Annotated in this window: 21 protein-coding genes; 10 read left to right on the forward strand and 11 right to left on the reverse strand. The window is 70.0% G+C overall.

Annotated features, from left to right (window positions below):
- Positions 1-9 precede the first annotated feature (9 nt).
- On the reverse strand, positions 10-771 hold the full coding sequence (locus tag GXW76_RS04620; RefSeq protein WP_338150884.1) for an SDR family NAD(P)-dependent oxidoreductase: 762 nt from the start codon (positions 769-771) through the stop codon (positions 10-12).
- 114 nt (positions 772-885) lie between these two features.
- Complete coding sequence (locus tag GXW76_RS04625) at positions 886-1,485, reverse strand: XRE family transcriptional regulator (RefSeq protein WP_211860815.1); 600 nt, start codon at positions 1,483-1,485, stop codon at positions 886-888.
- A gap of 92 nt (positions 1,486-1,577) precedes the next feature.
- Between GXW76_RS04625 and GXW76_RS04630 the strand changes: the two genes are divergently transcribed.
- From GXW76_RS04630 to GXW76_RS04675, 10 genes are read left to right on the forward strand one after another with little or no spacing between them, the layout of a single operon-like run.
- The gene (locus tag GXW76_RS04630; RefSeq protein WP_211860816.1) at positions 1,578-3,587 is read left to right on the forward strand and encodes a hydantoinase/oxoprolinase family protein; all 2,010 of its coding nucleotides are present in this window, start codon (positions 1,578-1,580) and stop codon (positions 3,585-3,587) included.
- On the forward strand, positions 3,587-5,230 hold the full coding sequence (locus tag GXW76_RS04635) for a hydantoinase B/oxoprolinase family protein (protein WP_211860817.1): 1,644 nt from the start codon (positions 3,587-3,589) through the stop codon (positions 5,228-5,230). Before GXW76_RS04630 ends, GXW76_RS04635 begins: the two co-directional genes overlap by 1 nt.
- Positions 5,231-5,234: 4 nt before the next feature.
- Positions 5,235-6,527 (forward strand): NAD(P)/FAD-dependent oxidoreductase, encoded by a 1,293-nt coding sequence (locus GXW76_RS04640; RefSeq protein ID WP_211860818.1) that lies wholly within the window; start codon positions 5,235-5,237, stop codon positions 6,525-6,527.
- The gene (locus GXW76_RS04645; RefSeq protein WP_211860819.1) at positions 6,524-7,663 is read left to right on the forward strand and encodes an NADH:flavin oxidoreductase/NADH oxidase; all 1,140 of its coding nucleotides are present in this window, start codon (positions 6,524-6,526) and stop codon (positions 7,661-7,663) included. The genes GXW76_RS04640 and GXW76_RS04645 overlap by 4 nt, the downstream gene beginning before the upstream one ends.
- Positions 7,664-7,680: 17 nt before the next feature.
- Positions 7,681-8,868, forward strand: a complete 1,188-nt coding sequence (locus tag GXW76_RS04650) for an ABC transporter substrate-binding protein (RefSeq protein ID WP_211860820.1) — start codon at positions 7,681-7,683, stop codon at positions 8,866-8,868.
- 15 nt (positions 8,869-8,883) lie between these two features.
- On the forward strand, positions 8,884-9,747 hold the full coding sequence (locus GXW76_RS04655) for a branched-chain amino acid ABC transporter permease (RefSeq protein WP_338150885.1): 864 nt from the start codon (positions 8,884-8,886) through the stop codon (positions 9,745-9,747).
- Positions 9,744-10,709 carry a branched-chain amino acid ABC transporter permease gene (locus GXW76_RS04660; RefSeq protein WP_211860821.1) on the forward strand — a complete coding sequence of 322 codons (966 nt, stop codon included), beginning with the start codon at positions 9,744-9,746 and terminating at the stop codon, positions 10,707-10,709. Before GXW76_RS04655 ends, GXW76_RS04660 begins: the two co-directional genes overlap by 4 nt.
- The gene (locus tag GXW76_RS04665) at positions 10,702-11,445 is read left to right on the forward strand and encodes an ABC transporter ATP-binding protein (RefSeq protein ID WP_211860822.1); all 744 of its coding nucleotides are present in this window, start codon (positions 10,702-10,704) and stop codon (positions 11,443-11,445) included. The genes GXW76_RS04660 and GXW76_RS04665 overlap by 8 nt, the downstream gene beginning before the upstream one ends.
- Positions 11,442-12,149: an ABC transporter ATP-binding protein gene (locus tag GXW76_RS04670; RefSeq protein WP_211860823.1), complete on the forward strand. Its 708-nt coding sequence runs from the start codon at positions 11,442-11,444 to the stop codon at positions 12,147-12,149. The genes GXW76_RS04665 and GXW76_RS04670 overlap by 4 nt, the downstream gene beginning before the upstream one ends.
- Positions 12,146-12,916, forward strand: coding sequence for an SDR family NAD(P)-dependent oxidoreductase (locus GXW76_RS04675; RefSeq protein WP_211860824.1), 771 nt, complete (start codon positions 12,146-12,148; stop codon positions 12,914-12,916). Before GXW76_RS04670 ends, GXW76_RS04675 begins: the two co-directional genes overlap by 4 nt.
- A 196-nt stretch (positions 12,917-13,112) precedes the next feature.
- On the opposite strand, the gene GXW76_RS04680 is transcribed toward GXW76_RS04675, so the two are convergent.
- From GXW76_RS04680 to GXW76_RS04720, 9 genes are all read right to left on the reverse strand, one after another.
- The gene (locus GXW76_RS04680) at positions 13,113-13,439 is read right to left on the reverse strand and encodes a DUF4387 domain-containing protein (protein WP_211860825.1); all 327 of its coding nucleotides are present in this window, start codon (positions 13,437-13,439) and stop codon (positions 13,113-13,115) included.
- The gene (locus GXW76_RS04685) at positions 13,439-14,827 is read right to left on the reverse strand and encodes an acyclic terpene utilization AtuA family protein (protein WP_211860826.1); all 1,389 of its coding nucleotides are present in this window, start codon (positions 14,825-14,827) and stop codon (positions 13,439-13,441) included. The genes GXW76_RS04680 and GXW76_RS04685 overlap by 1 nt, the downstream gene beginning before the upstream one ends.
- Positions 14,828-14,881: 54 nt before the next feature.
- Positions 14,882-15,865, reverse strand: a complete 984-nt coding sequence (locus GXW76_RS04690) for a sigma-54 interaction domain-containing protein (RefSeq protein WP_211860827.1) — start codon at positions 15,863-15,865, stop codon at positions 14,882-14,884.
- 29 nt (positions 15,866-15,894) lie between these two features.
- On the reverse strand, positions 15,895-16,929 hold the full coding sequence (locus GXW76_RS04695) for a C45 family autoproteolytic acyltransferase/hydolase (RefSeq protein ID WP_211860828.1): 1,035 nt from the start codon (positions 16,927-16,929) through the stop codon (positions 15,895-15,897).
- On the reverse strand, positions 16,926-17,915 hold the full coding sequence (locus tag GXW76_RS04700) for an ABC transporter ATP-binding protein (protein WP_211860829.1): 990 nt from the start codon (positions 17,913-17,915) through the stop codon (positions 16,926-16,928). The genes GXW76_RS04695 and GXW76_RS04700 overlap by 4 nt, the downstream gene beginning before the upstream one ends.
- Positions 17,912-18,799 carry an ABC transporter ATP-binding protein gene (locus GXW76_RS04705; protein WP_338150886.1) on the reverse strand — a complete coding sequence of 296 codons (888 nt, stop codon included), beginning with the start codon at positions 18,797-18,799 and terminating at the stop codon, positions 17,912-17,914. The genes GXW76_RS04700 and GXW76_RS04705 overlap by 4 nt, the downstream gene beginning before the upstream one ends.
- 197 nt (positions 18,800-18,996) lie before the next feature.
- The gene (locus GXW76_RS04710; protein WP_211860831.1) at positions 18,997-19,887 is read right to left on the reverse strand and encodes an ABC transporter permease; all 891 of its coding nucleotides are present in this window, start codon (positions 19,885-19,887) and stop codon (positions 18,997-18,999) included.
- Positions 19,884-20,891, reverse strand: coding sequence for an ABC transporter permease (locus GXW76_RS04715; RefSeq protein WP_211860832.1), 1,008 nt, complete (start codon positions 20,889-20,891; stop codon positions 19,884-19,886). Before GXW76_RS04715 ends, GXW76_RS04710 begins: the two co-directional genes overlap by 4 nt.
- A complete protein-coding gene (locus tag GXW76_RS04720) occupies positions 20,888-22,432 on the reverse strand; it encodes an ABC transporter substrate-binding protein (protein WP_211860833.1) in 1,545 nt (514 codons plus the stop codon). Before GXW76_RS04720 ends, GXW76_RS04715 begins: the two co-directional genes overlap by 4 nt.
- Positions 22,433-22,585: the final 153 nt, after the last annotated feature.

Consider the following 22,585-nt stretch of genomic DNA (forward strand, 5'->3'; position numbering starts at 1 on the left):
GCTGGACGTTCATGCAAGTCGGCCGCCATCCACCGGCAACGCGACACCATTGATGTAGGAGGCAGCGTCGCCGAGCAGGAACAGCACGGCCGCGCGCACCTCCTCCGGCGTGCCGAAGCGCCCCATCGGATTGCGCGCGCGGAAGAAGACCTCGCGATCCGCGGCGCAGTCGCCGGCGGAGGCGAAGGTTTCGCGCAGCATCGGCGTCTCGATCGGGCCGGGGCATACGCAATTGGCACGGATGCCCTGCGCGGTGTGGCTGGCGGCAACGCTGCGCGTCATCAGCACCACGGCGCCTTTGCTCGCGGAATAGGCGGGAAAGGTGGCATTGCCCGCGAGCCCCGCGCCGGAGGCCAGCGTCACCACCGCCCCGCCGCTGCCAGCGATCATGCGCGGCAGGACGTGCTTCAGCGCCAGCCAGGTTCCCTTGACGTTGACCGCGAAGAGGCGATCCCACGCCTCCTCCGTGACATCCGCGAGGGGGACGGTGGGCCCGAGAATTCCGGCAGCGGTGACGAGCAGGGAGACAGGGCCGAGCGCATCCAGCGCATCCGCCGCCCGTTCCATGTCGGCGCCTCGTGAGACGTCGCCGGCGACGACCATCGCGCCGGGGCAGTGCATCGCCGTGTCCTTCAGCCCGTCCGCGTCGCGGTCCATCAGGACAAGGCGTGCACCCGATGCGGCGAGGCCCGTCGCGACGCTGCGACCGAGGCCCGATGCGGCTCCGGTCACCAGGCCGACGCGCCCGGCGAATTGCGCTCCATCCGTCACGGCCTCGTCCTCCGACAGTCGCTGGCGCTTCCGCGTGGAAGCCGCTCCATTGCACGAAGACATCAAGCGAACGGTAGGTCCCGCGCGCGAGACCTGTCAAAGACGCACGGGCACTCAGTAGAACGGCGGCGTCACGGCCCAGAGCACGACCGCGCGCAGCGGCCCCGAATTTTCGAAGCGATGTGGCAGCGTGCTCTTGAAGCGGAAGGCGTCGCCGGCACCGAGCAGGCAGGTCTCGCCATCCACCTCGAGCTTCACGCTGCCTTCGAGGACCATGCCCGCATCCTCCCCGACATGCGTGTAGGGGGTGGGACCGGACGAGCCGCCGGGTTCGATCGTGACATAGAGCAACTCGATGCTGCCCTCGCCCGCCGGCACCAGCAGTTCCTTCGTCACACCGTTGGTGCCGAGCGACAGCGTTCGACGATCGGAGCGCCGGAGGACCCAGGCGGGCGCGCCGGACGAACTTGGCCCATCGGAAAAGAACCAGCTGATCGGCACTTCCAGTGCCTCGGCCACGCGCTGCAGCGTGCGGATGGAAGGCGCGGAGACGCCGCGCTCCATCTGGCTGAGCATCCCGGTGGACACGCCGCTTTCCTCCGACAGCGCCTGAAGCGTCAGGGCTCGCCGTCGTCGGAGGTCACGCAGCCGCCGGCCGATGTCGGCCAGCGCCTGGGCATCCTCGCCGAGGCCGGGCCGGGTCACCTCATTCATTGAAAATTCCAGGGTCCAATTTTCACTCTTGCTGAATGTGACCGTCCCATGACTACCATAGCGTCGAAAATCGGAGGTGCGGAAGGAAAACCATGCGGGTCGGCATTGAGGTGGGCGGAACCTTCACCGATCTGGTTGCCCTGGATGGCAGCCGGGCGATCGTCACCAAGGTGCCGAGCACGCCGCGCAGCCCCGATGTCGGCGCTTTCAATGCGCTGGTCGCGGGCGGCATCCCGCCGGCGGCTGTCACCGACCTGGTGCACGGTTCGACAGTCGCGACGAACGCCATCCTGGAGCGCCGCGGCGCGAAGATCGCGTTCGTCACGACCCGCGGCTTCCGCGACATCCTCTTCCTGCAGCGCCACGACCGCCGCAGCATCTATGACCTGCGCTACGCCAAGCCGGCGCCGCCGGTGCGCCGGCGCGACTGCTTCGAGGTGACGGAACGCCTTGATGCGCAGGGCAACGTGGTGCTGCCGCTCGACGAGGGCGGGATCGTGCGGGACCTGATCCCCGCGCTCGCCGCAGGTGGCTATGCGGCGGTCGCGATCTGCCTGCTGTCCTCCTACGCATCGCCGGCCCACGAGATGCGACTGGCGGAGCTGATCGGCGCCGCGCTGCCGGATGTGCGCATCGCGCCGAGCTACGCCATCGCCCCGGAATTCCGCGAGTTCGAGCGCGCTTCGACCACCGTGCTTTCCGCCTATGTGCAGCCGGTGATCGACGGCTACCTCGATCGCTTCGGCGACAAACTCGCGGGCGCCGGCTTCGCCGGGCGGTTCAGCGTCATGCAGTCGAATGGCGGGCGTCTGCCGGCGGTTGCCATGCGGCGCAACGCCATCACCGCCCTTTTCAGTGGCCCGGCCGCGGGCGTGGTCGGCGCCATCCGCCAGGCCGGGCGCTCGGGGCGCGGCGACCTCATCACCTTCGACATGGGCGGCACCTCCACGGACGTTTCCCTGGTGCAGGGCGGTGAGGCCGCGCTGGCGCCGGAGACGGAGGTTGACGGCCTGCCGATCCGCACGCCGGTGCTCGACATCGTCTCGGTGGGCGCGGGTGGCGGCAGCCTCGTCTGGATCGACGAAGGCGGCATGCTGCGCGTCGGCCCGCGCAGCGCCGGTGCGGATCCGGGCCCTGCCTGCTACGGCCGTGGCGGCACGCTGCCGACCGTGACGGATGCGCATGTGGTGCGCGGCACCATCCGGCCAGAGAGCTTCCTCGGCGGCACGATGAGCCTCGATGCCGATGCGGCGCACCGCGCCTTCCAGGAGGTCGCGGCGAAACTCGGCACCGATGTGCGAGGCGCGGCGGCGGCGGCGATCCGCCTGGCGGTCGCGAACATCGTGCGCGCCATCCAGTTGGTCTCCACCGAACGCGGGCGCGATCCGCGCGACTACGCGCTGGTGCCCTTCGGCGGCGCCGGGCCCCTCCTGGCGGCCGAGATCGCGGACGAACTCGGCATTTCCGAAATCCTGGTGCCGCCCAATCCGGGCGTCATATCCGCGCTTGGCCTGCTGTCGGCGGACTACGTGAAGGTCTACGGCGTCACGCGGCGCATGATGCTCGACGGGGCGGCGCCGGACGCGCTGCGCACCTCTGAGGCCGCGCTGCGCAGCGCGGCGGAAGCGGAATTCCGTGACCTCGGTCTCGACGGCGGGCTCGAATACGCGCTGGAGGCCGACATGCGTTTCGTCGGCCAGGCCTTCGAGATCCCGGTGGCGATCGAGGAGGCCGCGCTGCAGGGGCTGACAGCCGCCGACCTGGCCGAGCGCTTCACGGCTGCGCATCGCCGCGTCTACCTCCATGGCGGCGAGCCCGGCCGCAAGGCGGAGATCGTCTCCCTGCGCTACAGCGTGCGGCGGCGGCTCGACACGCTGCCCGAGGTCCGTGAACGCGACGGTGCGGACCGCACCGGCACCGCGCCGATCCGCGCCGCCGACGGGCGCACGCTCGAAGCGAAGCTGGTGCCGGCCGCGACCTTCTCCGGCGCCATTGCCGGGCCGGCACTGATCGAAGGCTATTCCTCGACCGCCTGGGTGCCCGAGGGATGGAGCGCACGGCGCGATGAGGCCGGCAACCTGATCCTGCGGAGGACCGCGTGATGCGCCTCGACCCCGTCGAATACGCCATCCTCAGCCAGTCGCTCATCGCCGCCGCGCGGGAGATGGGCGCGAAGCTGATCCGGTCCGCCTATTCCACCATCCTGCGCGAGGCGCGGGACGGCTCCGCCGCGCTGCTCGACGCGCGTGGCCAGACGGTGGCGCAGGCGGAGCTCATCCCGATGCAGCTCGGCACCATCGGCCGGATCTTCGGCCCCTGCGCCGCGATGTTCCCGCCCCAGACGCTGAAGCCGGGCGAGGTGCTCTTCATCAACGACCCCTATTCCGGCGGCCAGCACCTGCAGGACGTCTTCATCTTCCATCCCATCCATGTGGACGGGGAGGTGATCGGCTTCGCCGCGTCGGTGGCGCACCACCTCGACCTCGGCGGCGGCAGCCCGGGCCTGAACCCGGCGGCGATGGACGTCTACTCGGAGGGGCTGATCATCCCGCCGATGAAGATCGAGCTCGAACGCGACTGGCACGGCGGCGGCTTCGAGCGGTTGCTGCGCGCGAATGTCCGCGTGCCGCACCAGACCATGGGCGACTTCGACGCGCAGATGGCCGCGAACGCCATCGGCGTGCTGCGGGTGCAGGAACTCGCGAAGCGTTACGGCGTGGACAAGGTGCGCGCCACGATGGCCGCGCTGCAGGACTATTCCGAGACGCGCATGCGCGCCGCCATCGCCGCGGTTCCTGACGGCGTCTACGTCGGCGAGGACGCAGTGGATGACGACGGCATCAGCGATACGCCGCTGCCGGTGCGTGCCACCGTCACGGTGAAGGGCGAATCCATCTCGGTGGACTTCACCGGCACCTCGCCGCAGGTGCGGACCAACCTCAACGCGCCCTTCGCCTCGACGGTCTCGGCCACGGTGTCGGCCATCAAGGCGGCGCTGACCAGCCCGGACATTCCGTTCAACGACGGCGCCATGCGCCCGATCGACGTCGAGGCGCCGCACGGCTCCCTGCTGAACCCGCGCCACCCGGCGCCGGTGCGGGCCCGCATGGAAGCCTGCTCGCGTGCCTGGAACGCGGTCATGAAGGCGCTCGCCAAGGCGGTCCCTGAACGCGTCATCGCCCCCGGCTTCGACACCACCACGTCCTTCTGCCTGTCGCATCTCCGGCAACACGGGTGGTCGGTCTATCTCGAGGTCTACGGCGGCGGCTTCGGGGCGACCGCGGAAAGCGACGGCTGCGATGGCGTGGACAACCCGCTGTCCAACTGTTCCAACACGCCGGTCGAGGCGATGGACCAGGACTTCTCGTTCTTCCGCGTCACCGACTACGCGCTGCGCCCCGACAGCGCGGGCGGCGGCGCGCACCGTGGCGGGGCAGGGTTCGTGCGCCGCTTCGAGATCCTCGAGGACGGCACCAAGCTCGCCCTCTATTCCGACCGTTTCCGCCGCGCCCCGGAAGGCCTGTTCGGCGGCGGGCCGGGTGCGACCGGCTGGTGCGAGGTGCAGCGGGACGGGCAGCGCATCGACATGCGCTCCAAGGACCAGATGGAGCTGCGCCGGGGCGACATCGTGACCCTCGCGCTCGGCGGCGGCGCCGGATACGGGGACCCGGCCCGGCGCGATGCCGCCGCGGCGGCCCGCGACTTCGAGGATGGGCTGGTCACGACGGCAGCGGGCGCGGCCTGAGGCGATGGCACGCTCCGCCGACAGCTTCCGCTCATCGCTCTGGGCTGCGACGGCGGAGGAGCCCGCCATCGCGGCACCGCCGCTGGCGGGTGAGGCGACGGCCGATGTCGCCGTCATCGGCGGCGGCTACACCGGCTTGTCCTCGGCGCTGAACCTCGCGGAAGCGGGCGCGCGCGTCGTCCTGCTCGAGGCGCGGGAGGTCGGCTTCGGCGGCTCGGGCCGCAATGGCGGGCAGGTCATCCCTGGGCTCAAGCTCGACCCTTCCGAGATGCGGGCGCAGTGGGGCGAGGAGCGCGGGGCCGCCCTGGCGCGCGCTGTGGGGGCTTCCGCCGATGCGGTCTTTGCGCGCATCGACAGGCACGGCATCCGCTGTTCGCCACAGCGCAACGGCTGGATCCAGGCGGCGCACGCCACGCCGGCGCTGGCGCGCGTGATGCGGCGCGGCGCGGAATGGCAGCAGGCTGGCGCGCCCGTGACGATGTTCGACGCCGCCGCTTTGGCGAGGCAGATCGGCACGCGGGAATATGTCGGCGGCTGGCGCGATGGCCGCGCCGGCACGATCAACCCCTTGGCCTATGCGCGCGGGTTGGCCCGCGCGGCCATTGCCGCCGGGGCCGTGCTGCACGCGGACAGTCCCGCCACGTCGCTGCGCCGGGAAGGCACGGGCTGGCGGATCGAGACGCCGGGCGGCGTGCTGCGCGCCCGCAGCGTCATCATCGGCACCAATGCCTACAGCGACGCCCTCGTGCCCGGCCTCGCGCAGACGCTGCTGACGGTGCAGAGCATCCTGATCGCGACCGCGCCGCTGCCCGAGGACATGGCCGCGCGAATCCTACCGCATGGGGAATGCGTCTCGGAAACGCGGCGGCTGGCCTTCTACTTCCGGCGCTCGCCGGACGGACGGCTCGTCCTCGGCGGGCGCGGTGCGGCGGGGGATGAGGAACGCGAGAGCCTGTTCAATGCCCTGCACGGGGCCCTCGCGCGGCTCTACCCGGAAGCCGCGTCGCTGCCGATCACCCATCGCTGGTCGGGCCAGGTGGCGCTGACGCTCGACGGCCTTCCACGCGTGCACGAACCGCAGCCCGGGCTCTTCATCGGCATCGGCTACAACGGCCGCGGCGTCGCCATGGGAACGCTGATGGGCGAATGGCTGGCGCGGCGCGTCCATGCCGGCACCGAGACCCCGCTTCCGCGCACCGACGTTTCGCCGATACCCTGGCATGCGCTGCGCAAGCCAGCCATCGCGCTCGGCATTACCTGGGCCTGGGCCCGCGACAAGATGGGATTTGCCGGATGACGGAGAGCGCCCTGTTCAGCCCGATCAAGCTGGGCGAGGTCACGCTGCGCAACCGCATCATGATCTCGCCGATGCAGCAGTACATGGCGGGTACCGACGGCCTGCCGAACGCCTTCCACGCGCAGCATTACGGCCGGCAGGGGATCGGCGGCGCCGGCACGGTGATGACCGAGGCGCTCGCCGTCTCGCCCGAGGGGCGGGTCACCTGGCACGACCTCGGCCTGTGGAACGACGCCCAGGGCGAGGCCCTGAAGCCCATTGTGGCGAAGCTGGCGGCGGCCGGCGCGGTGCCGGCGACGCAACTCATTCATGCCGGCCGCAAGGGCAGTGTCGGGCGCCCGTGGGAAGGCTACAATCCGTTGACGGCGGAGGATGCCGCGCGCGGATCCCCGCCCTGGACGACGCTTGCCGCCAGCGCGGTTCCCGCCAATGCGGGCTGGCACACGCCCGCGGCGATGGATGAGGACACGATCGCGCAGACCATCGACGCCTACCATGCGGCGACGCGGCGCGCGGTGGCCGCGGGCTTCCGCTTTCTCGAGATTCATGCGGCGCACGGCTATCTCATCCACTCCTTCCTCTCGCCGATCGGCAACCGGCGGGACGACCGCTGGGGTGGCGACCTGGCGGGAAGGATGCGCTTCCTGCTGGCGATCACGGAGGCTGTGCGTGCGGCCTGGCCGTCCGGGCTGCCGCTGTCGGTCCGCCTGTCCTGCGTCGATGACCAGCCGGGCGGGTGGACCCTCGACGACAGCGTGGCGGCCGCGATCGAGTTGAAGGCGCGCGGCGTCGACCTCGTCGACTGCTCCTCCGGCGGTCTCGGGGAACGCACGACGACGAAGATGGTCCGGCGCGAGGAAGGCTATCAGGTGCCCTTCGCCGAGCGCATCCGGCGCGAGGCCGACGTCAGGACGATCGCCGTCGGGCTGATCCGCACGCCCGCCTACGCCGAGAGCGTGATCCGGGAAGGCCGCGCGGACATCGTGGCACTCGGGCGCGAGGTGCTGTTCAATCCGCACTGGGCATTGCACGCGGCCCAGGCGCTCGGAGCCGATCCGGGCTTCGGGGGATGGCCGCCGGCCTGGGGCTGGTGGCTGGAAAAGCGGGCCCGCGCCGCGCGCGCCCCCGCGGCATAAAAAGGGAGAGTGGAACGATGATGCGACGCAGGACGTTGTTCGGGGCCAGCGCGGGGATGCTGGCAGTTCCCTCCCTGGCGCGGGCGCAGGGCGGACAATTGCAGGTGGCGGGCGTCTACTCGCTGTCCGGCACCTTCGCCAATGTCGGCGACCTGCTCAACAAGGGCACCCAGTGGGCCTTCGAGCACTACGGCAACGCCGCGGGGCAACGCATCAACTACACGCTGCTGGACGACCAGGGCGATCCGGGCCGCGCCGTGCGCCGCGTGCAGGAAGCGATGGGCCAGGGCGTGAAGCACATCGTCGGCTGCACGACCTCGGCCATCGCGCTCGCGGTCGCGAAGGAAGTGCACGCCCGCGGTGGCGTCTACATCCACATGGCCGGGGCCGACGAGGCCACGGGATCGGAGTGCAACCGCGCATCCTTCCGCTGGCCTGGTGCGAGCTTCACCGCCATCAACGCGACGGTGCGCCCCTTCATCGAACGCAACGCCAACGCGAAGCGCTGGTACACCATCACCGGCCAGTATGTGTTCGGTGAGAGCCTGCTGACCAACCTGAAGTCCGTGCTGCAGGACGCCGGCCACCAGCACATCGGGAATTCGTACCACTCGCTGAGCGAGCGCGAGTATTCCGGCTACATCACCGCCGCCATCTCGGCGCGGCCGGACGTGCTGGCCATCTGCAACTTCGGCAACCAGACGCTCGACGTGCTGCGCCAGGCCGTGTCCTTCGGCATGAAGCGCAACGTGAAGATCGTCGTACCGTGGTCGACCGGGCTCGACCAGTTCCAGGCCTGGGGACCGGACATCTGCGAAGGTGTCTACTTCGGCGTGAACTACTGGCACGGCGTGGAAGCGCCGGGGAACCGCGTGGTGCAGCAGGTGGTGCGCCAGAAGACCAACGGCACGACCAATTACCTGCAGGCCTGCGGCTGGGCGGTGGCGCAGATGCTGGTGGAAGGCGCCAACAAGGCAGGTTCCACGGAGATCCCGGCGCTGATCCGCGCGCTCGAGGGACTTTCCTATGAGGGCCCGACCGGCACGGAACTGATCCGCGCCGAGGACCATCAGGTGATCAAGGACTACTACCTGATGCTGGGCAAGGCGCGCTCCGCAATGCGCGACCCGGCCGACTTCGCCGAGGTGGTTGCCGGAACCAAGGCGTTCCAGCCGCCGGAGCGCACCGGCTGCCGGATGACCTGAAGGGGAAGCGCGGGCGTGTCGGGTCAGGTTCTCGTCTTCCAGCTGCTGAACGGCATCGGCATCGGGATGATCTACTTCCTGTTGTCGGTCGGGCTGACGATGATCTTCGGCCTGATGCGCTTCGTGAACTTCGCGCACGGGGCGCTGTACCTCGTCGCGGCATACGCGGCCTACGTCGTCAGCCAGGCGACGGGGTCCATGCTCTGGGCCCTGCTGTTCGGGCCACTGGCGGCGGCGCTGCTGGCGGTGGTCGCGGAGCGGCTACTGCTCCGCCACACCTACGCCATGCCGCATGAGGCGCAGATCCTCATCACCTTCGCGGTCGCGCTGATCGTGCAGGAAGGGGTGATCCTGGTCTTCGATCCACTCGCCAAGAACGTGCCGGTGCCAGACTTCCTCTCCGGCATCGTCTTCCTCGGGCCGTTCGTCTATCCGGCCTACCGGCTGGCGGTCGTCGCCGTCTCTGCCGCCGTGGCGGTGCTGCTCTGGTTCGCGCTGGAGCGCACGCGTTTCGGCGCGATCCTGCGCGCAGGATCGGAAAGCACGGAGATGGTCAGCCTGCTCGGCATCGACGTGCATCGTGTGTTCCTCGGGGCCTTCGCCCTCGGCGGCGCGCTGGCCGGCCTGGCCGGCGCGCTGGCCGCGCCGCTGCGCGGCGTGGAGCCCTTCATGGGCCTGGAAGCCCTGGGCATCGCCTTCGTCGTCGTGGTGGTGGGCGGCATCGGCTCCTTCACGGGCGCGCTGCTCGGCGGTCTGCTGATCGGCGTCGTTCAGAGTGTCATGAGCAGCCTCTGGCCCGAAGGCGCAAGGCTGATGATCTACGGCGCCATGGCTCTGGTTCTGCTGGTGCGCCCGGCTGGCCTCATGGGGCGTGCATGAGTGCCTTTCGCGAAGGGGGACGCTTCCCTGACGCCAGCACGGTCGGCATCGCCGCGACGCTCGTCGCGCTTCCGTTCGTCCTGCCGTCCGTCACACTGGCCTCGGAAGTCCTGGTCTTCTCGGTGGCGGCATTGTCCTGTGCCTTCCTGCTCGGCATGGTCGGACTGCTCTCCTTCGGGCAAGGGCTGTTCTTCGGGATCGGTGCCTATGTCTCGGCCGTGCTGCTGAAGGATCACGGCCTTGCGACGCTGCCAGCCGTGGCAATCGCGGCTGGCGCTTCCGCCATCGGGGCGGGGCTCATCGCCCTGCTCGCCGTGCGGCGGCACGGCGTCTACTTCGTCATGCTGACCCTCGCCTTCGCGCAGATGGGCTACTTTGCCATGCTCGCCCTGAACCACGTGACGGGGGGTGAGAACGGGCTGACCGGCGTGCCGCGACCGCCGCTCCTTGCCGGCATGGGCGCGCTGTCGGGGTCGGAGGCGATCTACGCCTTCCTCGCCGTGCTCGCCTTCGCCGCCTACCTGCTGGTGCAGCGCGTCGGCGCATCGCCCTTCGGCTCGGTGCTGCGCGCCATCCGCCAGAACGAGCCGCGCGCCGAGGCGCTTGGCTACGACGTTCGCCGCTTCAAGGTCGCGGCCTTCGCGCTCGCCGGCCTGCTGGCCGGACTGGCAGGTGCGATGCACACGGTGTTCCTTGGCTTCGCGCCGCCCAACGTCATCGAACTCGAGATGAGCGAGCGGTTGCTGATCATGGCGATCATCGGCGGCGCGGGCGCGCCGGGCGCCGCCTTCGTCGGCGCCGGCTTCTATGTCGTGATGGCGGACTGGCTCTCGACCCTCTGGCCGCGCTGGTTGATGCTGATCGGCTTCCTGCTGATCGCCATCGTGCTGTTCCTGCGCGACGGGTTGTGGGGGGGAGCGGCCGCTGCGCTGCACCGCCTGCGGGGACGGGGTCATGGCTGAGACGCTGCTCGAGGCCCGCGGGCTCGGCGTCCGCTTCGGCGACTTCCGTGCGTTGTCGGAGGTGGTCCTGGACGTCGCGGCCGGATCGCTTCATGCCGTCATCGGGCCGAACGGAGCCGGCAAGACCACGCTGTTCAACGTTCTGACCGGACGCATTGCGCCAAGCGAGGGCCGCATCGTCCTGGCCGGCCGGGACGTGACGCGGCTGCCGGCGCATCGGCGCGTTCACCTCGGCATGGCGCGGTCCTTCCAGGTGACCAACATCTTTGCCGACCTGACGGTGGCCGAGAACCTGCGGCTGGCCGTGCAGGCGGTGTCGGGCGCCGAGCCCTGGGTGTTCTGGCGGGCCCGCACCCCGTCGCGGGAGAAGGTCGCGGCGCTTCTCGATGAGGCCGGCCTCGCCGCGCGCGCGGACTGGCGCGCAGGGGACCTCTCGCACGGTGGCCAGCGGGCTCTCGAGATCGGCATGGCGCTCGCCGCCGATCCGCGCATCATCTTCCTCGACGAACCGCTGGCTGGCATGGGTATCGACGACATCCACCGCACCAAGGAAATGATACACGACCTCGTTCCCGCGCGGACCGTCGTGCTGATCGAGCACAACATGCGTGTCGTGCTCGATATCTCCGATCGTATCACCGTGCTCGCGCAGGGACGGCCGATTGCCGAGGGGGCACCCGCCATGATCCGGAGCGACGCGGCGGTGCGAGAAGCCTATCTGGGATCGGGAATGTGAGCGCGCTCCTGGAACTGGACGCCGTGGAGGCAGGCTACGGGAAGAGCCGCGTCCTGCACGGTGTCTCCCTCTCAGTCGCGGATGGCGAGACCGTCGCCCTGCTTGGGCGCAACGGCGCGGGCAAGACGACCACGATGCGTTGCATCGCCGGGCTCCTTGCCCCCGCGCAGGGACGCATCACCTTCGCCGGGCGGGATCTGCGCGGCATGCCGCCACATGCGGTGGCGCGTCTCGGCCTTTCACTCGTGCCGGAGCATCGCGGAATCTTCGCTGCGCTGAGCGTGGAGGAGAATCTCCGCCTGGCGGCGCGGCGGGGTTCGCCTTGGACCTTCGACACGGCCATGACCATGTTTCCCGCGCTGGCGGCGCGTCGGCGCACGCCGGGCGGGAAGCTGTCCGGTGGCGAGCAGCAGATGCTCGCCATTGCCCGCGCATTGATGCCGGGACCGAAGCTGCTGTTGCTGGACGAGCCGACCGAAGGGCTGGCGCCCGTCATCGTGGAGCGCCTGGTGGGGCTGCTGAAGGAGCTGAAGGCCAATGGCCTGCCGATGCTCCTGGTCGAGCAGAGCCTCGAGGTCTGCCGGGCCGTTGCGGATCGGCACGCCGTCATCGACGAAGGACGGATCGTCTGGACCGGCGACACGGAAGCGCTCGGCAATGCGACCGATATGGTCCGGCGCCACCTTACTCTGGAGGATGCATGACCGCAGGACGCTTCACGGGGCGGGCGGCGATTGTGACGGGCGCGGCCCGGGGCATTGGCGCGGCGACCGCGGCGCGCCTCGCGCGGGAAGGTGCCTCCGTGCTCCTTGTGGATCGGGATGAAGAGGTTGTCGCGCGCGCTGCGGAACTCGGTGCCGCCGCCCTTCGCCTCGACATCACGGCTCAGGATGCGGGCGAGCGATCGGTGCAGGAAGCGCTCGACCGCTTCGGGCGTCTCGACATCCTCGTGAACAATGCCGGCATCAGCGGTTCTCGGCCGCTTGCGGAGTGTGACGATGCGCTGCTTTCACGCATCATCGACACAAATCTGACGGCAGTGCTGAAGATGACGCGCGCCGCCATGCCGCATCTGACACGTCCCGGCGGGCGGATCGTCAATGTCGCCTCGGTCTTTGGCATTGCGGGCTACCCGGGTTCCACGCCCTATGCCGTGGCGAAGGCGGGCGTTGCGCAGCTGACGCGACAACTCGCCGCCGATCTCGCGCCCGAGGGCATACTCGTCAACGCCGTGGCACCCGGGCTTATCGAGACCGCCATGACGCGCGATCGACTGCATCATGACAGCTACTATCAAAGCGCCATGCTGCATGCGACGCCATTGCGGCGCGCTGGCCAGCCGGAGGAAGTCGCGGCGGTCATCGCATTCCTCGCCTCCACCGATGCGTCCTTCGTTTCCGGCGAGGTCGTCGCGGTCGATGGAGGCTGGCTCACCGGGAGGCATCCACCTCCCGTCCGGCCGTTGCAGTGAGGTGCCGCTGATCCTGATCGGCTCTGTGAGCCTGGGATTGCTACGCTCCTCCAGCGTGGGAAGCCCGGTCGCCACGCGGTGAACGCCCATCACAATGACGCGCGCCGGCACCTCCTTTGCCGGTCGCCGCGAGGAGCATGCGGGCAACACGACAACCTCGGGTCCGCGTGCACAGCGCAACCGGGTGCATCCGGTCCTATGGAACCTCGACGTCGAACAGCGGTGCGTATTGCTGCGACCCGAAGACGTCCCGTTCCCCCGGACTGCCGGATGGGCGTTCGCGTCGGATCGTGAACTTGATCGCATTGGCCGGTTCGAACACCACGAAGTCCGTCACGCGGCTTTCAGGGATGCGCAGCAGCTCCGCCACGATGGCGGGGGACAGCACCTTCGCGTCGCGCACCTTCTCGAAATTCACCCGCTCCTTGAAGATGATGTCGAAGGTGATGTGGTCCACGCCCGCATTCTTGCTGCGGATGGTCGAGGCCAGGTCGCGCAGCGTCAGCATGTTGCGGCGTTCCATCACGCGGCCCTCCGGGCGGTGCCGTCCACGGTCAGGAAGCGCGTGCGGAACAGCTCCATGGGATCCTTCACCGGCATGACGTGGTTCAGCGTCCATTCGTAGCCGGGCTTGCCGGTTAGCACTTCGTCCGACATCAGCGCGGCGGCGCCCGCGGTGCCCTTCACCTCGGGCAGGCGGGCGTAGAACAGGTTGCGGGCGGCGAGCGCGCAGATCTCCTCGGCACGCTTGCCATCCTGGCACAGCGTTTCCACCACGACGCCGATCTCGTGCGGCTGGGCCGGCGGTGTCGGATCCATCGGCCCCATGACGCCGTCGCGACCATAGAGGTGGTAGAAGACCTGCCACCCGGCTTCCTCGGGCTTCCCGAAGCGCTCGGCGAGGCGCGCGCGCGCCCAGGCGATCGCCTTGTCGATGTTCTGGATCATGTACGGGTCGCGCATGCCGACGACGGCGAGGCGCCGCTCGCCGACCTTGCCCGCGCCTTCCAGCTTCACCATCGGCGTCGCGGAGGGCACGAAGCGAGGCCCGGTGGCGCGTGTCGTCTTCTCCGCCACCTGCTCGTAGCGGCACTCGCTCATGTCCACGTGGCCGCTGACGACGTATTCGCGGAACGGGTCGCGGCGCTCGTACATGGCGTGGCTCGCCAGCGAGGCGGGCGTGCAGCGCTGGCCGGGATGCATGGCGGTGACGCGGATGTCGTCCTCGCGGATCTGGCCGTAGATGCTCTCCTTGCCCATGAAGGGCTCGCAGCAGAAGGAGGCGCATTCCATCAGCTTGCCGGCGTAGTACGCGGTGGCCGGCGACATGCCGGCATTGAGCAGCGGCGCCGCGAACAGCGCGCAGTCGCTGGCACGCCCGGCGATCACCACATCCGCGCCGCCCGCCAGTGCCGCGGCGATCGGCTCGCCACCCATCACGGCCACGATGCGGTCGGTCCGCGCGAGCAGCGCGTCATCCGCCTCCGGCCGGCCGTCGAGGCCATGGATCGGCGTACCGGCACGCAGCATCTCGCGCACGGCCGCCGGCTTCAGCTCGGACTCGATGGCCGCGAGGCGAAAGGGGGCGAGGCCGTGCTCGGCCGCGATCTCCTGCATCAGCGCGACATACTGCGCGACGCCGCGATCCGTCCCGGTGTCGGAAGCCGAGCCGATGATCATCGGCACCCCGAGCCGGCGCGCGGCGAGCAGCATCACCTCGAGGTCGTGCTTCTGCCAAGCCGCCGGGCTCGCCTGCCCGTCGGCACCGAGCGGATAGGGTCCGATATCGCAGGAGCCGGAATCGGCGATGATGAAATCCGGCTTCAGTTCGCAGCCCGCGAGGAAGGAATCCTTCTCGAGCGGCGTGAAGCCGAGATGCCCGGTCGGGCAGAGGATGGTGACCTCGGTCATGTTTTCTGGCCTTTGCTGGCGCGTCGCCCATGGCATTGCACGCCCCGTGCCAGTTCAGGCGGGCACCGCCATGCCGAGCTTCTGCATCCGGTGCCGCAAGGCGTGGCGGGACAGGCCGAGCCGCACCGCCGCCCGGCCATGCCTGCCGCCGGCCTCGCGCAGCGCCGTCTCGATCAGCGCCTTCTGGTAGCGGTCGGTGGCGCCGTGGAAGCCGAGGTCCAGCGACGGCACCTCCGCCCCCCCGGGCAGGGATGGCGCCGCGCGGCCTTCGACCTCACGCAGGATGCGGTCCGGCAGGTGGCGCACCAGCACATGGTCCTCGGTCTCGAGGATGGCGATGCGCTCGATCAGGTTCTCCAGCTCGCGGACGTTGCCAGGCCAGGAATAGCGACGGAACACCTCGGCCACGCGCGGCTCCAGGCCGCGGATCACCCGCCCGCAGCGCCCCCCGTGGTGGCGCAGGAAGGATTCGGCCAGCAGCAGCACGTCGTCGCCGCGCGCACGCAGCGGCGGGATGTTCACCGGCACCACCTGTAGCCGCCAGTACAGGTCGTCACGGAAGCGGCCTGCCTTCACCTCCGACAGCAGGATGCGGTTGGTCGAGGTGACGAAACGCACATCCGCGGCGGTCTGCTTCACCGCCCCGAGGCGGCGGAAACGCTGGGTGTCCAGCATGGTCAGCAGCTTCGCCTGCAGTTGCAGGTCCATCTCCCGGATCTCATCGAGGAAGAGCGTGCCGCCGCTGGCGGCCTCGATCAGCCCGGGCTTCGCGCCGGCGGCGCCGGTGAATGCGCCGCGCTCATGCCCGAACAACTCGCTTTCCATGAGGCTGGCGGGGATCGCGGCGCAGTTCACGTCGACGAAGGGCTGGTCCCGCCGCGCGGAAAGGCGGTGCAGCATGCGCGCGACGAGGCCCTTGCCGGTCCCCGTCTCCCCATACAGGAGCACGGTGCGGGCGGGGCTCACGGCGATGCGCGCCACCAGGTCGCGCACCGCGCGGATGCTTTCGTGTTCGCCGAGAAGGTCGTCGTAGGCCATGGGCGCGCGCCCCTCCACTGGCGTGGAGTTTACGCCGGCGCGTGAATTTCGCGCCATCCCTGCTCATCCGGCTCGAATCGCACCCATGCGGCGCTGCAGGGCGGTCCGGCTGCGATGGTGGCGAGGCGCGCCCCGCAGTCCCACACCGCGCCGGCCAGGGTGGGCGACGGGTCTGGCGCATGGCGACAGAGCGCGACGGGGGCATGGGTCGCGAGCAGCGGCCTCGGGTCGCGTGCCGGGTCCTGCTCCAGCGCCGCCCTCAGCACGGCGAGGCGCCCTTCCGAATGGGCCACGGGCGACAGCGGATCCGGCGCGGCGGTGTAGTGGTTGGTGCGTGCCACCCACGCGCCGCGCGCGACATCCACGCGCCCGTGCCGCAGCTCCACAGCCGCCGCGGCGCCGGATGCGTCGCCCAGCACCAGGCTGCCGCCACCCGCATGCGGCAGGTCCCTGATGGTGGACAGGGCTTCCTCCACCGTCGCGCAGGCGAACAGAAGTCGCGTCATCAGGAAATAGCGCAGCACTCCCGGCCCGTGGTCGGCCGTGGGGATCTGCGTGTCGGCCAGCGCGAGCCCGTCACTGTTCAACCCCGAGGACCAGGCCCCCGGCGCGCCGAGCGAACCGAGGCAGAGTACGCGCCTACCGCCCCAGGCCGGGTCCTCGTGCTGGAAGACGCGCTGCAGCCCGGCATGCTCGGGCCGGAAGTCGCGGTTCTTCGCGACGACGCCACGCAGCGCAAGGGCCGAACAGCCATCCGTGTCGGCCGGCGCCGCGGCGATATCCGCGAGGCAGCCGAGATGCAGGAAGTCGAACACCACCTCCGGGGCAAGGGAGAAGCCTTCGGCAATGCCGGTGATCTCCTCCAGCGCCTCGGGGGTGTGGCGCAGCGTCGCGTCCCATTGTGCGTCGAGGAAGCGCGCCATGCGCGGCGTCCGCGCCGGCGCCTCGGCCAATCGGCCGCGGATGGCGGACCGGACGGCGTCGGCCTGGTCAGGGCAGGCGGTCGCCTGGCCGCGACCACGCGCGCGCGCATCGCCGCGCAGGGTCACGAGCAATGCGCTCACGCGACGCCTCCATCATGAAGGTGGCACGCTGCGCGATGTCCATCCCCGAGGCTCACGATCCGTGGCGCCTCCCGCGAACAACGCGGCCCGGCCAGTGGGCAACGCGGATGGAAGGCGCAGCCCGGTGGCGGCGCGAGCGGAGAGGGCAGGTCGCCCATCGGCGCGCGCGCCCCTTTCTCCCCCGGTGCGCCGATGCGCGGCACGGCGGCCAGCAGCGCGCGGGTGTAGGGATGGGCAGGGCGGGTCGTGACCGCATCACGCGCCCCTTCCTCCACCACCCGGCCGAGATACATCACCGCGATGCGCCTCGCGAGATGCGCCACCACCGCGAGGTCGTGCGAGATGAAGAGCAGCGTCAGGCCGAGTTCGTCGCGCAATTCCCGCAGCAGCGCCAGCACCTGCGCCTGCACGGAGACGTCGAGTGCCGAGACAGGTTCATCGCACACCACGAAGTCCGGCTTCAGGATCAGTGCGCGGGCGATGCCGATGCGCTGGCGTTGCCCGCCCGAGAACTGGTGCGGGTAGCGGTCGAGGTGCTGCCGCGCGAGCCCGACGCGGTCGAGCATCGGCAGTATGCGCGATTCCGCCGCCGCGCCCTTCAGCCCCCCGTGCAGCGCGATCGGCAAGGCGAGGATCTCCCGCACCGTCCGCCGCGGGTTCAGTGAGGCGTAGGGGTCCTGGAAGATGATCTGCATGCGCCGGCGCAAGGGACGGAGCGCGGCTTCCGGCAGGCGCGTGATGTCCTGCCCGTCGAACACCACCTGCCCGCCGGTCGGCGCATGCAGGCGAAGCAGCAGTCGGCCGAGGGTCGATTTGCCGCAGCCGCTTTCGCCGATCAGGCCGAGCGTCTCACCGCGCGCCAGCGTGAGGTCCACGCCGGAGACGGCGTGCAGCACGCGCCCGGGGCGGTTGCGAAGACGGTCGAGCAGCGACGGCGGAATGTCGAAGCGACGCTCGACCGCGCGGGCCTCCACCAGCAGCGTCATGGCGATACCTCCGCCGCGCGCAGGCAGCGCGAGGCGCGCCCGCCGCCGAGGTCTGCCAGCGGCGTCGGTCCCGCGCAGGCGGAAATGGCCATGGAACAGCGATTGCGGAACCGGCAGCCACCATCGAGCCGTGCGAGGTCCGGCACCTGGCCCGGAATGGGGTGCAGCGGGCGATCCGGGTCTTCCAGCCTCGGCAGGCTTTCCAGCAGGCCGCGCGTGTAGGGGTGGAGCGGGCGAGCGACGACCTGGGCGGTCGGCCCGCTTTCCACCACCTGGCCGGCATACATCACCATCACGCGCGGGCAGCGTTCCGCCACGACGGCAAGGTCATGGGTGATCAGCGCCAGGGCCAGCCCGTCCTGCTCCCGCAACTCGTCCAGCAGGTCCAGCACCTGCGCGCGCAGCGTCACGTCGAGCGCGGTCGTCGGCTCGTCCGCCACCAGCAGCCGTGGACGTGCGGCGAGCGAAATGGCGATCATCGCCCGCTGGCGCATACCGCCGGAGAATTGGTGCGGGTAGTCGTCCAGCCGCTCGGCGGCGGAGGGGATGCCCACGCGCGAGAGCGCCGCCGCGGCCTGTTCGCGCGTATTCGCCGCCAACCCATGGGCTTCAAGTGTCTCGATCAGCTGCTGGCCGATGGTGAAGGCCGGGTTGAGCGCGGACAGCGCATCCTGCATGGCGAGCGCCATGTGCCGGCCACGCAGCGCGCGCAGTTCAGCGCGGGAAACGCGGCGCAGGTCGCGCCCATCGAACAGGATCTCGCCCGCCTCGATCCGCCCCGGTGGCCGCAGCAGGCCGAGGACGGAAAGAAAGGTCACGCTCTTGCCGGAGCCGCTCTCGCCCACGACGCCGAGCGCCTCGCCGGCGGCGATATCGAGGTCCACGCCATCGGCCGCCGCAACCGGGCCGCGGCGTGTCGGGAAGACCGTGCGCAATCCGCGTACGCTGAGCAGCGGCGTGCTTGCCGGGCGTGACCGATTCAGATCTCCACGCCCTCCGGCGCTCCGATCATCGGGCGCGCTTCCCGGGCGCGGCCGATTCAGATCTCCGCGCCCTCCGGCGCTCCGATCATCGGGCGCGCTCATGCGTGGTGTAGCCGCGGATCGAAGGCATCACGCAACCCCTGGCTCGCCAGGTTGATGGAGAGCACGAGCGCGAGGATGGCCAGCCCCGGCAGCGTCGAAACCCACCACGCATCGACCAGGAAGTCCCGCCCATCCGCCACCATCGATCCCCAGGACGGCGTCGGCGGCTGCACGCCGAGGCCGAGGAAGGAGAGCGAAGCCTCCATGATGATGACATAGGCCATGCGGAAGGTGGCCACGACCAGCACGGGAGAAAGCACATTCGGCAGGATCTCCCGCAGCATGATATGGCGCGTGCCGCAGCCGAGGGCGCGGGCGGCTTCCACATAGTCCTGCTCGCGTGCCGCGAGCGTCTCCCCGCGCACCACGCGGCAGGAGAAGACCCACTCCTTGTAGATCAGCACCAGGATGATGTTGTGCAATCCCGGCCCCATCATCGCCATCAGCCCGATCGCGAAGACGAGGTAGGGGAAGCCCAGCAGCGTATCCACCAGCCGCGAGATCAGCGTATCGGCCCAGCCGCGCAGGTAGCCGGCAGTCAGCCCCGCCAGCGTGCCGATCACCGCGGCGATGCCGATGACGAGTGCGGCGACCAGCAGCGAGACGCGCGCGCCATGGAGCAGGCGCGAGAGTATGTCTCGCCCGAGGGAATCGCAGCCGAGCGGGAAGGCCCATTCGCCTCCCTCCTGCCAGGCCGGTGGCTGCAGGCGGCGAAACAGGTCCGCATCCGCCGGGTCGTGTGGCGCAATGAGCGGCGCGGCGAGCGCGCCGAGGATGAACAGCAGGATCAGCCCGGAGGCGACGACGGCCGTGCGGTTGCGTGCAAAGCGCTCCAGCCCGAGCCGCAGCGGGGAGACGGGGACCTCCTCGGCCACCGTCGCGCTCACAGCCGCACCTTGGGGTTGAGCGCGGTGTAGAGCAGATCCGCCGTGAAGTTCAGCATCACATAGGTGACGGCGTAGAGCAGCACCGCCGCCTGCACGAGCGGGTAGTTGCGCGCGAAGATGCTCTCGACCACCAGCCGGCCGAGGCCTGGCCAGCCGAACACCGTCTCCACGATCATGTTGCCGCCGAGCAGCGAGCCGGTCTCGATGGCCGCGACCGTCACCACCGGGATCAGCGCGTTCTTGAGCGCGTGGCGCAGCAGCACGCGGCGGCGCGACAGGCCCTTGGCCTCGGCGAACAGCACGTAGTCGGAGGTCAGCACCTCCGCCATCGCGCTGCGCACCACGCGCGTCAGCAGCGCCGCCGTCGGCAGCCCGAGGGTGATGGCGGGCAGCGCCAGGTGGCGCAGCGCCGCGAGGAAGGCATCCGGCCGCCCCGCGATCACGCTGTCGATCAGCAGGAAGCCGGTGACGCGCGCGACCTCGAGGTCGAAATCCGTGCGCCCACCCACCGGGAAGACGCCGAGCTGCACGGCGAACAGCAGGATCAGCAGGAGGCCGAACCAGAATCCCGGCAGCGAGACGCCGAACAGCGACAGCGCCGTCAGCGCGCGGTCGAGCCAAGTATCCCGCTTCACCGCCGCGATGACACCGAGCGGGATGGCGACCGCGATGGCCAGCAGGATGGCCGCCAGCGTCAATTCGATGGTCGCCGGCAGCCGTTCCGCGATCACGTCCCGGACCGGGCGGCGATGGAAGAAGGATATGCCGAAATCCCCGGTCAGCGCATTGCCGAGGAAGACCAGGAAGCGCTGCGGCAGCGGCCGGTCGAGGCCGAGGTCGGCCCGCAACTGCGCTGCCTGTTCCGGTGTCGCGCGGCTGTCCGCCAGCATGATTTCCACCGGGTCGCCGGGCGTCAGCGTGATCATCAGGAAGACGATCAGGCTGACGCCGAAGAGCACCGGCAGGGTCTGGAGCAGGCGCTCCAGCAGGCGGGAGGCGGTCAAGCCACCCGCACGCGATGCAGGTTGATGCGGCTGTCGGCCTGCGGGCGCCAGTTCTGCACGCGTCGGGCGACGCCATAGATATCCTGCGGCAGCCAGAGGAAGATCCAGGGCGCCTGCTCGGTCACGATGGCCTGTGCGCGCTTGTACATGTCGGCGCGCTTCGCCTGTTCGGCCTCGGTCTCCGCGGCATCGAGCAGGCGGTCCACCTCGGCATTGCTGAAGCCGGCGGCATTGCCGCGGCCGCCGGTGCGAAGCGTGGGCACCATGATGTCGGAGGGATCCAGCGCGCCGTTGCCCCAGGATGTCAGGTACATGTCGCGGTCGCGCCGGCGTTCGGCGTTCTGCCACATCGGGTTGAGCACGGCGCCTTCCCAGACCTGGGCGCGTACGCGCAGGCCGGTGCGTGAGAGCAGGGCGGCGATGGCCTCCGCGATCTCCTTCAGCGCGGCGGTGGTGTCGATGACCAGTTCCGTGCCCGGCGCGACACCGGCCTCCGCCAGCAGGGCGCGGGCGCGGGCGAGGTCATGCCCGTATTCCGGCAGGTCGGCGTTGAAGCCCAGGGCATCCGGGCTCATCACGCCGCGCAGCGGGGTCGCGGTGTTGTTGAGGATGCGGGAGATGATCGCACCCTTGTCGAGCGCATGGTTCAGTGCGCGCCGCACGCGCACGTCGTCGAGCGGCTTCTTCGCCAGGTTCAGCGCGACGAAGAAGCTGCGCGTGCCATTCACCTTCATCACCTGCGCGTTGCGGGACGCCTCGACCTGCCGCATGGCGGAGGCGGGCAATTCGCTGATGATGTCGAGTTCGCCAGCCAGCAGCGCGGCGATGCGGGCGCTGTTCTCCGGCACGATGCGGAAGATGGCGCGATCGATCTGCGCCGGGCCGGCGACGGGAATTTCGGTGCTGCCGCCGTAGTATTCGGCGAAGCGTTCCAGGATGACCGCCTCCCCGCGGCGCCACTCGGTGAGCCTGAAGGGGCCGCACCCATCGGGTCGGGTCTGCATGCCGTCTTGCCCGACGCGCTCCAACTGGCGGCGGTTCACCACCTCCTGGAAGGGGATCATGGCGGGCAGGATGGGCCAGGGTTCGCCCAGCACCATGCGCACCGTACGTTCATCCACGACGACGGTGTCTTCGAGCGGGCCAAGCAGGCCCTTGCGCGGGCTGGTCTGCCCGCTCATCGCATTGTTCTTCGCCAGCCGGTCGAAGGTGAACTTGATGTCGTCGGCGGTGAGCACGTCGCCGGAGTGGAAGCGGACGCCGGAGCGGAGGCGGAACTCGTAGGTCCTGGCGTCGATCTGGCGCCAGGATTCCGCGATTTCGGGCTGGATGCGCATGTCGGCATCGCGCGTCAGCAGCCCATCATGGATGTTGCGGATGACGGTCTGCGTTTCGCGATTGCGGTGGTTGGCCGGGTCGAGGGTCAGGGCATCCTGCGAGACGCCGACGCGGATCTCCCGCGCGCGGCCCTGCCCGAAAGCGCCACCGGAGGTGGTCAGCACGCCGACGGCCGAGAGAAGCACGTTTCTGCGACTGACCATGTCCGTCTCCCTGTGGTTCTGCGTCATGCCGCGCGCGGCATCCCACTCCCGCTCCCCCTTGTCATGCCAGGAGATGCCGGGAAAAAGCAGCAAGGAACATGCCACAACGCGGCCACGCCAATACATTGGCCGCGGCCTGCAGCATGACGCCCG

The organism is Neoroseomonas soli, assembly GCF_018129065.1.
GTDB lineage: Bacteria > Pseudomonadota > Alphaproteobacteria > Acetobacterales > Acetobacteraceae > Neoroseomonas > Neoroseomonas soli.